The organism is Mycobacterium sp. 663a-19 (assembly GCF_035616495.1).
Taxonomy (GTDB): domain Bacteria; phylum Actinomycetota; class Actinomycetes; order Mycobacteriales; family Mycobacteriaceae; genus Mycobacterium.
In genome coordinates this window covers 477,643-492,511 of record NZ_JAPJAV010000001.1, presented here as the reverse complement: position 1 = coordinate 492,511, position 14,869 = coordinate 477,643, and the positions used below count along the sequence as shown (strand labels likewise).

The 14,869-nt window shown below is 61.4% G+C and carries 14 protein-coding genes; 2 read left to right on the top strand and 12 right to left on the bottom strand.

From position 1 onward, the window contains the following. Window positions 1–2: 2 nt before the first annotated feature. Window positions 3–866 (bottom strand): VOC family protein, encoded by an 864-nt coding sequence (locus OQ968_RS02540; protein ID WP_324675027.1) that lies wholly within the window; start codon window positions 864–866, stop codon window positions 3–5. A gap of 84 nt (window positions 867–950) precedes the next feature. Next, window positions 951–2,576, bottom strand: a complete 1,626-nt coding sequence (locus tag OQ968_RS02535) for a bifunctional 3-(3-hydroxy-phenyl)propionate/3-hydroxycinnamic acid hydroxylase (protein WP_324674318.1) — start codon at window positions 2,574–2,576, stop codon at window positions 951–953. Window positions 2,577–2,810: 234 nt separating this feature from the next. Between OQ968_RS02535 and OQ968_RS02530 the strand changes: the two genes are divergently transcribed. Both OQ968_RS02530 and OQ968_RS02525 read left to right on the top strand, forming a co-directional pair. Further along, the gene (locus OQ968_RS02530; protein ID WP_324674316.1) at window positions 2,811–3,602 is read left to right on the top strand and encodes an IclR family transcriptional regulator; all 792 of its coding nucleotides are present in this window, start codon (window positions 2,811–2,813) and stop codon (window positions 3,600–3,602) included. A gap of 5 nt (window positions 3,603–3,607) precedes the next feature. Continuing rightward, entirely contained in the window at window positions 3,608–4,306 is a 699-nt protein-coding gene (locus tag OQ968_RS02525) for a class II aldolase/adducin family protein (protein ID WP_324674314.1), read from the top strand. 68 nt (window positions 4,307–4,374) lie between these two features. On the opposite strand, the gene OQ968_RS02520 is transcribed toward OQ968_RS02525, so the two are convergent. From OQ968_RS02520 to OQ968_RS02475, 10 genes are all read right to left on the bottom strand, one after another. After that, window positions 4,375–5,751 carry an NADP-dependent succinic semialdehyde dehydrogenase gene (locus OQ968_RS02520; protein WP_324674312.1) on the bottom strand — a complete coding sequence of 459 codons (1,377 nt, stop codon included), beginning with the start codon at window positions 5,749–5,751 and terminating at the stop codon, window positions 4,375–4,377. 61 nt (window positions 5,752–5,812) lie between these two features. Beyond that, window positions 5,813–6,295: a DUF732 domain-containing protein gene (locus OQ968_RS02515; RefSeq protein ID WP_324674310.1), complete on the bottom strand. Its 483-nt coding sequence runs from the start codon at window positions 6,293–6,295 to the stop codon at window positions 5,813–5,815. 55 nt (window positions 6,296–6,350) lie between these two features. Continuing rightward, window positions 6,351–7,013: a CAP domain-containing protein gene (locus tag OQ968_RS02510; RefSeq protein ID WP_324674308.1), complete on the bottom strand. Its 663-nt coding sequence runs from the start codon at window positions 7,011–7,013 to the stop codon at window positions 6,351–6,353. A gap of 295 nt (window positions 7,014–7,308) precedes the next feature. Continuing rightward, window positions 7,309–7,737 carry a hypothetical protein gene (locus OQ968_RS24875; RefSeq protein ID WP_420715821.1) on the bottom strand — a complete coding sequence of 143 codons (429 nt, stop codon included), beginning with the start codon at window positions 7,735–7,737 and terminating at the stop codon, window positions 7,309–7,311. A 239-nt stretch (window positions 7,738–7,976) separates the two neighbouring features. Further along, on the bottom strand, window positions 7,977–8,603 hold the full coding sequence (locus OQ968_RS02500) for a mammalian cell entry protein (RefSeq protein ID WP_324674304.1): 627 nt from the start codon (window positions 8,601–8,603) through the stop codon (window positions 7,977–7,979). Beyond that, the gene (locus OQ968_RS02495; RefSeq protein WP_324674302.1) at window positions 8,567–10,030 is read right to left on the bottom strand and encodes an MlaD family protein; all 1,464 of its coding nucleotides are present in this window, start codon (window positions 10,028–10,030) and stop codon (window positions 8,567–8,569) included. Before OQ968_RS02495 ends, OQ968_RS02500 begins: the two co-directional genes overlap by 37 nt. Window position 10,031: 1 nt before the next feature. Further along, window positions 10,032–11,165 carry an MCE family protein gene (locus OQ968_RS02490; protein ID WP_324674300.1) on the bottom strand — a complete coding sequence of 378 codons (1,134 nt, stop codon included), beginning with the start codon at window positions 11,163–11,165 and terminating at the stop codon, window positions 10,032–10,034. Next, on the bottom strand, window positions 11,165–12,451 hold the full coding sequence (locus OQ968_RS02485; RefSeq protein ID WP_420715820.1) for an MCE family protein: 1,287 nt from the start codon (window positions 12,449–12,451) through the stop codon (window positions 11,165–11,167). The genes OQ968_RS02490 and OQ968_RS02485 overlap by 1 nt, the downstream gene beginning before the upstream one ends. Window positions 12,452–12,492: 41 nt before the next feature. Then, window positions 12,493–13,842, bottom strand: a complete 1,350-nt coding sequence (locus OQ968_RS02480; RefSeq protein WP_324674296.1) for an MCE family protein — start codon at window positions 13,840–13,842, stop codon at window positions 12,493–12,495. Continuing rightward, the gene (locus tag OQ968_RS02475; protein ID WP_324674294.1) at window positions 13,839–14,867 is read right to left on the bottom strand and encodes a virulence factor Mce family protein; all 1,029 of its coding nucleotides are present in this window, start codon (window positions 14,865–14,867) and stop codon (window positions 13,839–13,841) included. The genes OQ968_RS02480 and OQ968_RS02475 overlap by 4 nt, the downstream gene beginning before the upstream one ends. Between the last annotated feature and the right edge of the window lie 2 nt (window positions 14,868–14,869).

The following is a 14,869-nucleotide window of genomic DNA, read 5'->3' as shown; positions in this document are numbered from 1 at the left end:
ACTCACCTCTCTTGACTAGTTTTTCGCCACTTGGGCAGTTGGCCACCCCATAGATTCACCGAGTGGGGTATTGGCTTCCATTGCCGCGCAACATAGGTGACGCGGTCGTCGTGGAACTTCTCCATCTCCGCCGATAGTTCCACGTGGGTGCCGGCAGGATCGTCGAAGAAAATAAAGAGATTGTTGCCGGGCCCGTGCCGGCCGGGCCCCCAGGTGACATCGACACCCTCATCGGTCAAGCGGTCGCACCAAGCCTTGAAGTCCTCCCACTCGGCGAGGTCATAGGAGTAATGATCGAGCACTCCGGCCCGGCCGACATTGACCACGGCCAGCGTGTGGTGGTCACGATTGCTGCGCAGCCAAGCGAATCGGCCGTCTTCGAGTTGGTCAGAGATCCGGAATCCGACTGTGTCGACAAAGAAGGCCACCATGGCGCCAACATCGGCAGTACCGAGAGTGATGTGCTGGTATTTAATGGGTCGTCGCCCCGTGTCGGCGCCGTGCTCGCCCTGACGTTCGACCGCATTGTGAAAGTGCACAGGTGTGCCCTCAGGGTCGGCCACCACGACGCCGATGGGGGATCTCAGCGCACTGTCGATATAGGCCGGCGGCAGGTCCTTGACGAGATGGCCTGCGGCGGTGAGCCTCTTGGCGATTCCCTCTACCCCATGGTCGTCTCGGACCTCGAACCCATAGTGGGTTAGCGCGGGTTCACCGGCAACTAGTTCAATGACGTGGTGACCGCTGCCCCAGCCCAGGCGTAGCCCACCACCCGGCAGATCCTTGTGCACCTCAAGCCCAAGGATCCGGCCATAGAATTCGGCCGTGGTCGCCACGTCAGGCACGGCGAATCCTATGTGGGACACCGCGGTACGGCGTAACAGCCCTCCAGCATCGTGTTCCTGTAGAACGACCCGGTCTGGCTTGTCCATGAGAAGCCCTTCTTGTTGCTAGATCGCGGCGGGAGCCGCGATCCTGTGAGCGCTCCAGCGCAAAAGCTGGGCGCTGATTTCCGGTGAGGCGGACGGCAGCCATGCGGCTGCGACGAATCTGTCGGGTCGCAAGAGGACGAACCTCCCGCTATAGCGGCCAAGTTCACGATGCAGCGCGCCGTCGACGTCGATTAGTACGCGATGAGCGGTGTGCGGCAGGGTATCTCGGGTGCTGACGACTGCGGTTGTGGCGTCGTATGCACTGACGATTGGTTCCAATTCAGTCCAATCGTCCCCAGAGATGTCGACGCCAAGAATCGCCCAGCCATTGCCCAGCGTGTCGTCTAGGCGGCCGAGCCGGTGCGCGGCGGAGTCGAAGGCCACCGGCTGGCCAATGGGTACGCCGACCAGTCCAGGCTGGTCACCGCTAATCACGAGTCCTTCCGTGTAGTGCTGTGGCGGCCGGTAGCGCATGTGTTCCAAATACTCACGGCCCTCGGAAGTACGCATGGCCATTCTGACGAGCGAGTCGCGGCGCCTCGCGAGACCTGTTGAAGTCGTCATCACAATCCGCCCAAGCTGTTCGGATAGCCGAACCGTGGCGGCGGCGTGGGGGCGCCGTTCCCGTTCGTAGCTATCGAGGACTGCTGGATCTAACCGGCCGTCGATCACGCCGGCAATTTTCCAGGCGAGGTTGGCAGCATCGCGGATACCGGAGTTCAGCCCCTGGCCTGCGAACGGCGGCATCATGTGCGCGGCGTCACCCAGCAGAAATGAGCGACCGATCATCCACTGATCGGCGACCAGAGCATTGAACCGGTAGTTGACCGCGCGCTCGACATGCTCGGGCTCAAGGGACCGGTACCTTGAGACCAAGCGGCGGATGAGATCGAACGACGGGACGGCCCCTGCCTCACCCTCCCCGTCGAAAAGCCGAAATTCGTAGCGACATCGACCATTCAGTCCCGGAACGATGACGTGCGGTCGATGGGGATCACCGTGGTGCATGGCGTAGCGCTCCGTGTGCGTGTCTCCGACGGTGTCGACAACTAGCCAAACCTCACTGTGAGAGCGCCCACTCATCGTCACGCCGTGCATCTGACGGATCGCTGATCTGCCTCCGTCACAGCCGAGTGCGTAGCTGGCATCAACATGCATGTCTCGAGCGTTGTGGGAGGCGTGCACCCGTACCCGATCCCCGGTTTGCTCGACGTCGGTAACTTCGGTGGCGAACCGCACGACGACCCTGGGCAAAGACCGCAAAGTCCCTACAAGAACTTTTTCAAGATCCGGCTGAGCGAACGGGTTTTTGAACGGATACCCGTATCGGAATGGCCAGGCGCCGCGGGCATGGAATAGCGGCACACCATTGCTGTCGTAATAGCGAGTGCCCGTGCCGGGCACCACGACGTCCAGGACGGATTCGACAATCCCAGCCTGTTGGAACACGAGCAGCGCCTCATCATCGATGCTGATGGCCTTTGGCTCGTCGCTGGTTGACTCGTTCTTCTCAAACACCGCAACGGCTAGCCCGCGCCGCGCCAGCAAAGCTGCGGCGGTCAGGCCAACCGGCCCGGCACCGCACACCGCGACGTCGACGGAATTGGCGGCGGGCGGCGCTCCGTCTCCTTCCGCTTCTGGCACTCAGGCAGCCTAACGCAGATCCTGTTACTCCGACACTTAGTCCTGTATATCAGGACAACATAAATCGCACTGGTGGGTGCCAGGGTTAGTTCAGCCGTATCTATCACCCTGTTAATTCCCGGTCGATTGGAAGTTCCCCGTGATGCGTCCGGGCGTGCGATGGGGTTGCCGCGTGCCGCATCGACCCTCAAGCGCGCGTGTTGTCCATGCTCTTTTTCAGGTACCCTGTCCTGCATGCCAGGATCCCCCGCCCGGGCCACTTCCGGTTATCGCGATCGAAACTCCACCGCCGATCGTGCACTGGATATCTTGCTTTTGTTCAATGACAAGAAGCTTGTATGGAGCGGGGCAGAGATTGCCGACCGGATCGGGGTTGCGCGCTCGACGGGATACCGATACATGCAAAGTCTTATCAACGCGGGTTTTGTCGAGAAGTCTGCAGGCGGCTTTCGGTTGGGTCCGCGCATTTTCGAGCTCGCCCGGCTGGCCCGGGCCGGAACAAGTCTGGGTGATATTGCAGTACCGGCAATGCGGTCACTCGTCTCCACCGTCGGCGAAACGGCATTGCTCACACGGCGTTCGGGTCGCTTCGTCGTGTGTTTAGAACTCGTCGAAGCCCCTCGCCCGGTGCGGCTGTCCTACGAACGCGGTCACGTCCTGCCGATCAACGCTGGCGCCGCCGCCGAGGTCCTCCTCGCATGGGCGCCCCCCGACGAGGTAGCAAGCGTGCTTAATGCTGCTCCCCTAGAACGATTTACTGCCAAAACCCTCACCGACCCCGGGCAGTTACAAGCACGTCTCGCACAGATTCGCAAAGACGGGGTGGCCATCTCTCAAGGCGAGCTGGACGAGGAGATCCTCGGCGTCGCCGCACCTGTACACAGCGCCCGAGGTGGCGTTGTCGCGGCTGTGAGTGTGGCCGCGCTAGCCTCCCGCGTACCGCGCAACGGACTAAAACCGGTCAAGCTGGCGGTGAAGTCAACTGCGGCAGCCATATCGGAACAACTATCCGTCGCCGACATCTGAGCCACATGAACGATCCTATTGAGATAGTGGTAGCCGCAAGTGCGGCCTTGGCGACCGCTGGGCTGAGCGACTTGGTGTGGGGGCACGCTTCGATTCGCGACCCCGAGGGCCGTGGTGTCTGGATGAAGGCTTCCGGCTGGGCATTCGAGGAAATCGACGCCCCGAAGGTCGTTCTCGTCGATTCCTCTGGCGGTGTGGTGACCGGGCAAGGCCGGCGACACCTTGAGTTTCCGATCCACACCGAGATCATGGCTGCCCGCGGCGACGTGGGCTGCGTCGTACATACCCATTCCGCTGCGGTAAATGCCTTTGCATCGCTCGGACGCGATCTACACCCGATATCGCATGACGGGGTGCCGTTCGCGTACCCCCAGATTCCTCGGTTCACCGAAACAGGCGCGCTGATCGCCACCCCAGAATTGGGGCGCTCGCTCGCCACAGCCCTAGGCGATGCCAGCGCCATTTTGATACCAAATCATGGCTCGGTCACCGTGGGTCCTGACGCCGCGACAGCGGTGATGTTGTCCGTTCTGTTGGAAAGCGCATGCCGCACCGAGCTATTGGCAGCGGCAGCCGGTGGGCCACGGCACTGGTCCGACGAAAGAGAAACACAATTCAAACGCGACCAGGCGTGGAACCACACTCAATTCGACGCAGGGTGGCAATATCTCGTCCGCCGGTCGAGCCGGACACGGCAACATTAGTTGCGCGGCGAATCTTCGGACTCGCCACGGTAATTGGCGGGCGATGCGGGAGCGTCGTCCAGGGCCGCTCACCCGACCCAGACGGTCTTGGCGTTGCAGAATTCGCGGATGCCGAGGCCGGCGAGTTCGCGGCCGTAGCCGGAGCGCTTGACGCCGCCGAACGGCAGCTCCGGGTAGGACACCGTCATGCCGTTGATGAAGACCTGGCCCGCCTCGATGCCGTCGATGAAGCGCTGTTGCTCGGCCTCGTCGTCGGTCCAGGCGTTGGACCCCAGCCCGAAGGTCGTGGCGTTGGCGATCTCGATGGCTTCCTCGACGCTTTCGACGCGGTAGATCGAGGCGACCGGGCCGAACACCTCCTCGGTGTAGAGCGCCATGTCCTTGGTGATGTCGGTGACCACCGTCGGCGGGTAGTACCAGCCCGGCTTGTCGAGACGCTCTCCGCCGCAACGGATCACCGCGCCGGCGGCGGCGGCATCGTCGACCTGCTTGGCGACCTCGTCGCGGCCCGACTCGGTGGCCAGCGGACCCACGTCGGTGCCCGGGTCGGTCGGGTCGCCGACCCGCAACGCGGCCATCCGCTCGACGAACTTGTCGACGAACGCGTCGTAGATGTCGGCGTGGGCAATGAACCGCTTGGCGGCGATGCATGACTGCCCGTTGTTCTGCACTCGGGCGGTGACCGCGGTCTTGACCGCCTCGTCCAGGTCGGCCGAGGGCATCACGATGAACGGGTCGCTGCCGCCGAGTTCGAGAACGGTGGGTTTGATCTCGTCGCCGGCGATGGCGCCGACGGACTGGCCGGCCGGTTCGCTGCCCGTGAGGGTGGCCGCCGCGACGCGGGGATCGCGCAGGATGGTCTCCACGGCGCTGGAGGGGACCAGCAGCGTCTGGAAGCAGCCCTCCGGGAAGCCGCCGCGCGCGATGACGTCGGCGAGATACAGCGCGCACTGCGGGACGTTCGAGGCGTGCTTGAGGATGCCGACGTTGCCGGCCATCAACGCCGGCGCGGCGAAGCGAACGGCCTGCCAGAGCGGGAAGTTCCACGGCATGATGGCCAGCACCACGCCGATCGGCTGGTAGCGGGTGTAGGCCTTTTTGGCGCGGACCTTCGACGCGTCTGCCGGCTCGTCGGCCAGCAGCCTCTCGGCGTTCTCGGCGTAGTAGCGAAAACCCTTGGCGCACTTGACCGCCTCGGCTTTCGCTGCGGCCAGCGTCTTGCCCATTTCCAGGGTCATCATCTCGGCGGTCTGATCGGCCTCCGCCTCCAGCAGGTCGGCGGTGGCATTGGCCCACTGCGCGCGCTGGGCGAAGGTGGTGGAGTGCCGGTAGTCGAGGAAACGCTCGTGGGCGCGCGCTATCGCGGCCTGGACTTCGTCGTCGGTCGCCGGGGTGAAACTCTGGACCGTCTCGCCGGTGGCCGGGTTGATCGTGGCGATGGGCACGTTGGCATCCTTCGGTTGCGATGGTTTGGGAAACGTCCGGTCAAGGGTCAGGAGAACGAAGCTACTCCGCCGGCGGTTGATAGTGCGCCGCCGAATTCCGCAATTGCCAGATCTCACCGGGACACAGCAGATTAACTGCATAGGAAACCAAGTAATTAGCTGCGAACTCGTCGTTAGGAGTCACGTCGCTCTTTACATCACTCATCACTTGCGCGTAGCTTTCACCCTGACCGACCTTGTCGCAGATTCTGTGGCCGTAGCCGAGCGCATCATTGTCTGGGAAGTTGTAATGCCGCCGCACGGCCACGTCATACAGGTACTCCACTTCCGGAGCGGGAGCAGCGTACGCGCGCGGTGCCGGCGTCTCCGCAGTTCCACCGAAGACGACAGCAGCGACGAGGAAGACGGCAAACGAGCCGCGACACTTTGACCGTTGACAACCCGTCGGCCCGTACAGGCGAATTGGTAACCGGCCTCGCGCGTGAGACCGCCCCAGGCCATGCCACAGCGGTTGGTCGCGCGCCGAGCAAATATTCAAGCTCATGTGATTCCCCTGGTGCGAATACGGTTGAGGGACTTGCCGAGCCGGCCGCGCTTGACTAGTTGGGCGGATACCCTGGCGGGGGGTATACGCCGCGGAGGATCCAGGCAAACCAATTGGTGCCGAACTGGAGTTCGTCACTGGCGTCGTAGTCGGGGCTGGGATCGGGCGGTATATCGGGCAACCCGGTAGGTGGGGCGGCGAGAACCGTGGTGTTTGGTGACTGCGTGGCAGCTCTTGGCGCCTGTTGGGGCTGGCCATACAGCGCTACGAGCACGGTGCGGTCAAGGCTGTTTTCGGACCAGACGCCCATTTGAGTGTTGGCGCAATTGGCCATGATGGCCTTGTAGGCCGGGTTGTAGTACCACTGGTTGATCACCTCCATGCCGCTGATGGCCAGAGCCGGATTGATGGCCACCGTTTCTGCCACCTGCCCCCGGAATCCTGCTGCTTCAGCTCGGTTTTCGGGCGTGGAGCCGTCTGAACCGATGTCACCGTCGAGGCTTCGGTTATTCATCAAGTCGTGGGCATGACGCTGCGCGGCGAGCTGAAGTTGAGGATTGATAGTGACATCGTTCGTGCAACCCGCTTGGTGCTGCACGGTATAGACATTGGCGACGACGCCGTCGTTGAGTCGCTTATTGTTCGGTATCAGCGTGTTGTTATCACCATCCGCATATGCGGTGGGCGCGCCCAGCAGGGCAGCGGTGACGGCAATCATTGCGAGCAGCTTGTAGGGCCCAATGCACAAGGGGTTCAACATGTTGGGAGTTCTCCTTCGCGATCAGGGCTCCGTTGGAGGGTCGTTAGTCCGCACGTTGCTCCACTGCACGTGGTACCGCGATCGGCCATAGCTGGGGCTTGGCCTAAAAAGCCATCGGTGCTGGCGAACACGCCGGTGGCACCGGCGAATTCGCAGCCTCGCCGACCGTCGACATTGCGCCGATGCACCTCAACATGTCCGAGGCCAACAACATTCGTATGAATGAATGTCGTTGGACAACAGTCGATGCCGATCAGATCGGGTCGAATGACGAGATCAACCATCGGCTGTTCACCTTGTCGAGTGTTACTCGCACCCGGGAGGCGGTGTTAGTGGGGGGTTCGTTGCCAACGGTGATGGTCTGGTTGATAAACATCAGCACGATCGCATGGTTTGGTGAAGCTGAGACCGATGCGGCCGCCGGCACACTGGCAGCTGCAGAGATCATCTTCTGCTTGCTGCCAGGTATTACCACGTCATGCGTCAGCGAACTGTAGGAGTCTTTGAGCGCTCCGGTCAATCGGTCTCGCGCCGCACCCAGGTCTTTGTCGACGCTGTCGGGTCGGTACGACAGCATCGCAACCGCACCGTCGCTTGCCGCCCGCACCGATTCGCCAGCAGCAAGACGGGCGTCGCGGGCCGACGAGTCATACCACTTCAAGTAGCCCGCACCCATTGCCATGATCAGTGCCAAACTTGGCAGGATTCCGTACGCAAATATCCGCCGCCATTGGATGCGTCTGCCGCGATCATGTTGATGCCCAGGCCCGTCAGCATTTTCTTCCGGCGCGCAGGCAGATTCCACGTCGGTAGTGCCTGATTGGCGGCTTTCGTCGCTGCGCACGGTTGCTTCTGTTTCGACGCGTGCGGCGTCCTCGATCTCTTCGTCTCGCCGTATCCGTCGGCGTAGTGCGGCGGGCGTCATGGCACGAACTCCACGTTTGAGATCTTGGCGCCGTCGTCGACTTTCTGTACAACGATTCTCATCCGCCAAGCCCGCGGTTGTGGCTCGGCGACTCCCCCGACTGAGGTGTTGACGGTTACCGCCACGAGGACCTGCGCAGTATTGCCCGCTTCGGATTCCACCGCAGCTTCTGTGATTACGCCTTGCGATTTGGACTGCGCCTGTTTGACGACGTCGATGAACGGCTGGGATCTTTTCGTGAAGTCATCGCGGAATGCCCCGGTCGCCGAATCGACGATACGCTGCACGTCGGCTTCGGCCTCGGTGTAGTTTATCGTGGTCAGATTCAGCGCCCCCTGGCGAGCAATCTGCAGAAAAAGGTTGCGCTGCAACTGGTCTTGATGTACCTGATAGGCGCGATAGCCTAACCAGCCAATCAGTCCGGCGAACATCACGACTATCGCCAGGGACACTCGCAGAGCACTCCCAGCAATCCGCGGCGGTGTGCCGATGTCATCCTCTGCGCGCCTGCCTAGTGGCTCATGACCATCGGATCCGTCCGTCTCATCGGGTGGATTGTCGCTCGTTGGTTCTGCTTCGGGTTCTTCTAGTTCCTGCTCGGCGGAATCAGCATCGACTGCCATGTTCGCTCCTTCGGTGCAGTTTGGGATAAATCGGACTGCGTGTAGACGCGCCCGTCCGGTCCTATATAGGTGCCCGTGGCGGGGTCATACTCGGCCGCCGCGATCGGCGGGACGGGGTTGACGGGCTGCGGCGGTCGTAGGGCGGGAGGTGTTCCAGGCGGCAGTTGGGGAACGTCTTGGCCGGACAGCGTAGCGTTCGGATCGCCCTTCCAGTAGTAGCCATCGTTGAGCGGCACATAGTGCTCGTCGCTCTCACACATTTTTACTGTGGGAGCCCGTTTGCCCGGAACGGTAAGGCATGGATAGTTGCGGGCGCCCCGCACATTGAACGGCGAGTCTTGCGGCACTCGGCAGTACAGGTCTCCCGGGGCTCGGTTCGGGTGATCCTCGAAGGTCGGCACCCGCTGCTGCTGAGGTGGCAGGAAACCGGTGTTGCACACCGGCGGAATGTTGAGGTTCAACTTGAAATCCAAGAACAGGCCCTTGTAATCCTGTTTGGTGTTTCGGTTGGCGACCATCATGCCCTGGACGTTGGCGACCGCTTGCGGGAAGAGCACTAGCAATTGTTCGAGCGCGGGTTGATAGGTGACGGCAACCTCTCCTAGGGAGACCAGATTCGCCAGCAACAGCGGCAGTGTGGGCTGCAGCCGCTGGAATAGCTGGCGTGCTTGGTCGGCGGCCGGTCCGCCGTTACGGAGCACCCCGGCGAAAGCGAGATTGCTGGAACGGAGCTGATCGGTAATGGTCGCCAAGTGTGCGGCCCACCCGTGAATTGCGTCTGCCGTATCGGATTGGGAATCCAACACCGGCGCGGACTGGTCGATGAGGCTCGTCAAGGGGTCAAGGTTCTTGTCGGCGTCGATGGCCAGCTGGGTAGAGCCAGTGACCAACCGTGTGAGTTCCGGCCCCAATCCGCCTATGGCGGTGTAACTTTCGTCGATCGCAGTCTTGAGGTTGTCTCGAGGTATCGCCGCCAGCCCGCGGTTGGTCGCGTCCAACAACGAATCGATATCCGGGGGTACGGAAGCCGCGCTTGCCGGTATCACATCGCCGTCCCTGAGCGGTGGGCCGTCGCCGTCGCGAGGTAGCAAGCTGACATACTGCTCACCCAGGGCACTCTGGCTGTGCACTTCGGCTCGAAGCCTCGAGGGGACCTTGATATCTGATCTGAGCGAAAGCACCGCCTTGACGCCGTTGTCGGTTAACTCCACGCTCTCGACATGACCGACCTCGGTGCCGCGATATGACACATTTGCGCTGGGGTATAGACCGGCCGCGCGGGGAAGATCCAGAGTGACCGTGTAGCGGCCGACACCGAAAAGCATTGCCGGGGCGTTGATGTAACGAAAGATCATCACCGCGCCCGCAGCAACTGCGATCACCGTGAAGAGGGCGATTTGGATCTTGATGCGTCGGTCCAGGTTCACATCACGGTCCTTGGTCTCGGTGATAGGGAACCACTAGCGGATTGCCGGCTGTCACTGGACTGGGTAGTTGACCGATGGTGCGGCCCCATTGCATTTCGAGTTCGGTGAGGTTGCCTTCCCACCGGGTGCCAGTGAAAATTGCTGTGTCGAGCCGGCTCAACGTTAGGTCGATGATCATGGTGATGTTGGCCGCATCGCCACGGAACACCTTGCTGATGTCCTCTTTTGGCCACGGGAAAGTAGGCAGCAGGCTCAGCGACCTGGTCAGCGCCGGCCCTGCGTTAGCCAACGACTCCAGCACCGGCGCGAGATCACGCAACTCCTGGACGAAGGCGGCTTTGGTTTTGATTGCCGAATCGGCGGCCAGTGCGCTGAACTTGCCGAGCCGGTCGAATGCCTCAAAAAGATTGTTTCTTTGATCCTTCAGTACTGCCAATGCATCTGGGATAGTCTGCAATCCCTTGTCGATGACGGGCTCTTGGTCGGCGAATTGGCTCGCCAGGTTGTTGATCCGGTCGGTGGCCGTGAGAATGTCATCCTTCTGTCGATTCAATTGGCCGACGAACTCATCGACTCGCCGAATCAGCGTGCGCAGGTCGTCTTCGCGACCGCCGAACGCAGTGCTGAACGCTTTCGTAATGTCTTGGACTTGGCCTAGCCCTCCCCCATTGAGGAACATCGAGGCCACCGACAAGGTTTGTTCGGTCGTTGGGTAGGCACCCGCGCGCGACAACGGGATCACTGAACCGTTCTGCAATTTTCCTTGCGGCCGCACATCCGTGGGTGGGGCTAGTTCAACGTGAACAGTGCCGAGAACACTGGTCTGACCCAATTTCACGGTGGCATTGGCTGGTAGATTGACATCACCATCGATCCTCATGGTGATCAACGCGTGCCAGCCCTGCCGCTCGATTTTGGTGACTGTGCCCACCGTGACATCGCCGACTCGGACCCGTGAATTAGGCTGAATGTTGGCAACATTCGGCATCTGGGCCTGCACTTGATACGAACCGGGTCCGTGGCCTTGCGTTCCCGGCAGTGGTATGGAGTTCACACCACGCCATCCGCACCCTGCCGTAGCGGCGGTCGCGAGGACCAGAAGCAATGTTGCGCCTGCACGGACGAGACCGTTCATCATTGGTTGCCTCCCGGAGGAACCATCAGGCCGGGTAAACCGTCAGCAGGATTCGTGGGCGCCGGTGTTCCAGCAGTCGGCGGTGTGCCATTGACAGCCTGCGGTGAATCGGTCGCCGGCTGAACCGCTGGCCCCGGCCCAGGCGAATCTGGCGGTTGGGTCGGTCGGTGGTCCGGCCGCAACCAGTCTTCGCTGTAGGTGATTTCGTTGGGCCTGGCTTGGGTAGAGACGAAGGGGTTGATTCCCAACGGCAGGAAGTTGTATTGCCGGTTCTTGATAATCGGCGCGAGGTATTGCACGCAGAGCTTGGCAGACTGCTCGTTGTTGAGCCGCGACGCCGCCTGAATTGCACCGCACAGGAACGAGATCGGGTTGGCGAAGTTGTTGATCGCAAGGATACCGGTGATCGATCCCTGCGCCGGGTCGTAGATGTTGACGAAGTTGCTCACTACGTTGGGAAGGGCGTGCAACGTCTGCTTGACATCATCGAGGCTGTCGGTGAGGGCTTTTGAGATGCTGGCCAGTTTGTCCGATGTGGTCCCGAGCGCTTCACGATTGTCGGCTACGAACCCTGTGACGTCATCGACGGCGGTGTTGAGGTCCGTGACCGCCTTGGCGACCTCGTCGGGATCGTTGGCCAGAAGGGAGGTCACCGCCGCCAAATTTGTATTGAGTTGGCGCATCAGGTCGGCGCTGTCGTGTAGAGCCGAGACGAGTGTCGAAAGATTCCTTACTGTTGTGAAGGTGTCGTTGCTGTGGTCACCGAACGCCGACACCGCTTGTGACAGTTTGACAATGGTGTCCCGGATTCGGGCGCCCTGGCCGCGCAGGTTGTCAGCTGTCGTGTTGATGAAGGCGCCCAGCGGGCTAACGCCGCCGGGTTGTGTCGGCTGTAGGCTTTCGGTCAGTTTCTCAAGCTGTTGACGTAGGTCATCGAATTCCACCGGAACCGCTGTACGGCTTTCGGGTATGACCGCACCGTCAGCGAGCCGAGGGCCCCCGGTGTAGGCGGGCGTGAGTTGGATCGCGCGGGAGGTGATCAGCTTCGGAGACAGGATTACTGCGTTGGCGTTGGCAGGGACCTCATATTTGCTATCTAGCCAGAAGCTGATCTTGGCACGCTGCGGTTGCGGCTCGATCTTGTCAATCTGACCAACCTTGACACCGAGGATGACCACATCGTCCCCAGCGAAGACACCGTTGCTGTTGTCGAAGTAAGCGACAACATGTGTTCGCCTGATCACGGGAAGCGACCACACGACGACGATTCCCCCCAGAAGAGCCATCGTAAGGGTAAGGGCCAGCACGATTCTCGTTGTACGGGAACTCACGGTTGCCCCTTGGGCGGCGGAGCCTCGTTGGGCGCTGGCACGTATACGGGCGACGGCGTGGGTTCGGGGGTAGATGCCAGTCCCGGCGGCGCGGGTGCCGGCGGACCGGGCGGCGGACCCCCGGGTGGAGGCGCGGGAGGTGGCTCCCGATACGGATAGCAGCCTGGGCCCGGTAACGGCACGCCGGCCGGGCCGCACGAGTGGTCGCCCGGGTTACCGGTAATGGCCTCCGGCAACGTCCGACGGGGTTCCCCGCCTTGGCCGGTGCGGGGGTACGGGACAGGTAACGGCGGCGTGCCCGGCTGCCCGGTCTGCGGATCGGTCCGCTGCGATGGCAACAAGACGTTCGGATCCAAGCCCAAATCAGAAAAGGCGGCGTCGACAAAGGGCTGCACGAATTGGCCGGGCAGCAAGTTGACGACGTAGGCCTTGAAGAACGGGCCTGAAGACACCGTTTCGCCCAGCGACAGCGAGTACGCGTTGAGCAATTTCAGGGACTTCTGGAGCCGCTCCTTGCGGTTGTCGACGATCGTGAGCACGCCGTTGAGCTTGTCCAGGGCCGAGCGCAGCTGCGAACGATTGTCGTTGACAAATCCCGACAGCTGCCTCGAAAGGGCCGAAATATTCCCCGAAATTTGGTCCAGCGCAGCACTTTGCGTCCGTAACTGTGCCAGTAGCGCGTTGGTATTGGCGATCAGCTGGACTACTTGATCGCTGCGTTTGGCCAACACCCCCGTGGCCTTGTTGGCGTTGGCAAGCAGGTTGCGTAGTTGAGAGTCACGCTCATCGAGCGTCTGGGCAAACCGGGTCACACCGTCGAGCGCGGCTTTTAGATCGGGCGGCGTGTCCTTGAACGTTTTCGCCAGGGTGCTCAGCGACTCGTCGAGCCGGTCGGTGTCTAGTCCTCGGACGGTCTGTGTCAGATCGCCGAGGGCGTCTGGTAGCTGGTAGGCGGGCGTGGTGCGGTTCATCGGAATGGGACCCGACAGGTGACCGTCGCCGCGTGGGGTGATTTCGAGCACTTTCGCGCCCAACAAACTCTTGGCCTTGATGGCCGCCTCCGTACGATCGCCAAGGCGGACATCCTTGTCCACATTGAACTTGACCAGCACACGTGGTCCGTCCAGCTCGACGCCGGTGACGGCGCCGACCTGAAATCCAGAGACCCATACGTGTGCACCTGGGCTGATCCCGCTTGATTCCGCGAAATAGGCTGAGTAGTCATCCTTTTGCGCGGTAAAGATCGGCAATTTGTCATATTCGAGCGCGCCCAGCACGATGGCGGCTGTCACAGCGATACCGACCACGCCGATGACGGTCCGGTTGCGCTCGGAAAATGACTTCATTTGGGCGTGCACCGCCCGGACGGCTGATTAGCTAGTCTGACATATACTGGTTGTCCGCCTTTGCCGTTGACTTTCAGGACCGCTTCGCAGAGATAGAAAGTGAAGAAGTCGCCGTACATTCCCTGTCTCGCCAGTGCCTGATACGCGTCTGGCAATGTGTTCAGCAGGTCGTCGAAGTAGTCGTGATCGGCCAGCACGATGTCGTTGGCCCGCTCTGATTGTGTGACAACGCTTTTGAACGGAGGACGGGCCTGAGAAAGCAGATCGGCGATCGAACCGGCCGCAGCGTTGCTATAAGCCAACGAGTTGGCGAGGTCGGTCTTGCCGGCGGCGAGCCGCTTGACGAGTTCAGCCAACGAAGTGAGCGCTTTGTCGAACTGCTGGCTTTGATTACCGAGCGATCCCAGGACGGTGTTGAGGTTGACGATGACTTGCCCGATCAGTTCGTCTCGGTTCGCCAATGTGCTTGTCAAGGCGGCTGTTTGGGCAAGGAAGGAGCCGATAGCTTCGCCCTGACCCTGGAACGCCTGAATCAGCTGCCCTGTCAGCGCATTGACTTGAAGCGGATCGAGTGCCCGAAACAGCGGACGAAAGCCACCGATTAGGGCATCCAAGTCCAGTGCCGGTTCGGTCTGACCTGTCGGGATAGTCTGGCCACGACTCAGCCGTTTGACTCCGCCGGCACCTTCTTGTAGTTCCATGTAGCGGTTGCCGATGACGTTGTCGTAGCGGATGACCGCCCTGGTTCCCTCGGTGAGCGTCACGGTGTTGTCTGCGGAGAACTCCACTGCGACGACGGTGTCAGGCCGTATCGAAATGTGTTTCACCTTGCCGACCTCTACGCCGGCGATCCGTACGAGGTCCCCTTGCTTGAGGCCACTCACATTGGTGAATTCGGCGTTGTAGGTGACCTCTGATTGAAACCGCAACTGCGCAAATATCATGAACAAGCCGAACGTGGCGAGCCCGCACACGATGACGAAGATGGCGAACCGCCATGTCGCCGCGCCCAGGTTATCTCTCACAG

What these genes read in the sequence shown, in the direction of transcription:
- OQ968_RS02525 (WP_324674314.1), top strand. Translation starts at nt 3,608, where the DNA reads ATGAACGATCCTATTGAGATAGTGGTAGCCGCAAGTGCGGCCTTGGCG.
- OQ968_RS24875 (WP_420715821.1), bottom strand. Translation starts at nt 7,737, where the DNA reads ATGGCAATGGGTGCGGGCTACTTGAAGTGGTATGACTCGTCGGCCCGC.
- OQ968_RS02490 (WP_324674300.1), bottom strand. Translation starts at nt 11,165, where the DNA reads ATGAACGGTCTCGTCCGTGCAGGCGCAACATTGCTTCTGGTCCTCGCG.
- OQ968_RS02510 (WP_324674308.1), bottom strand. Translation starts at nt 7,013, where the DNA reads ATGATTGCCGTCACCGCTGCCCTGCTGGGCGCGCCCACCGCATATGCG.
- OQ968_RS02485 (WP_420715820.1), bottom strand. Translation starts at nt 12,451, where the DNA reads ATGGCTCTTCTGGGGGGAATCGTCGTCGTGTGGTCGCTTCCCGTGATC.
- OQ968_RS02500 (WP_324674304.1), bottom strand. Translation starts at nt 8,603, where the DNA reads ATGGCAGTCGATGCTGATTCCGCCGAGCAGGAACTAGAAGAACCCGAA.
- OQ968_RS02530 (WP_324674316.1), top strand. Translation starts at nt 2,811, where the DNA reads ATGCCAGGATCCCCCGCCCGGGCCACTTCCGGTTATCGCGATCGAAAC.
- OQ968_RS02515 (WP_324674310.1), bottom strand. Translation starts at nt 6,295, where the DNA reads ATGAGCTTGAATATTTGCTCGGCGCGCGACCAACCGCTGTGGCATGGC.
- OQ968_RS02480 (WP_324674296.1), bottom strand. Translation starts at nt 13,842, where the DNA reads ATGAAGTCATTTTCCGAGCGCAACCGGACCGTCATCGGCGTGGTCGGT.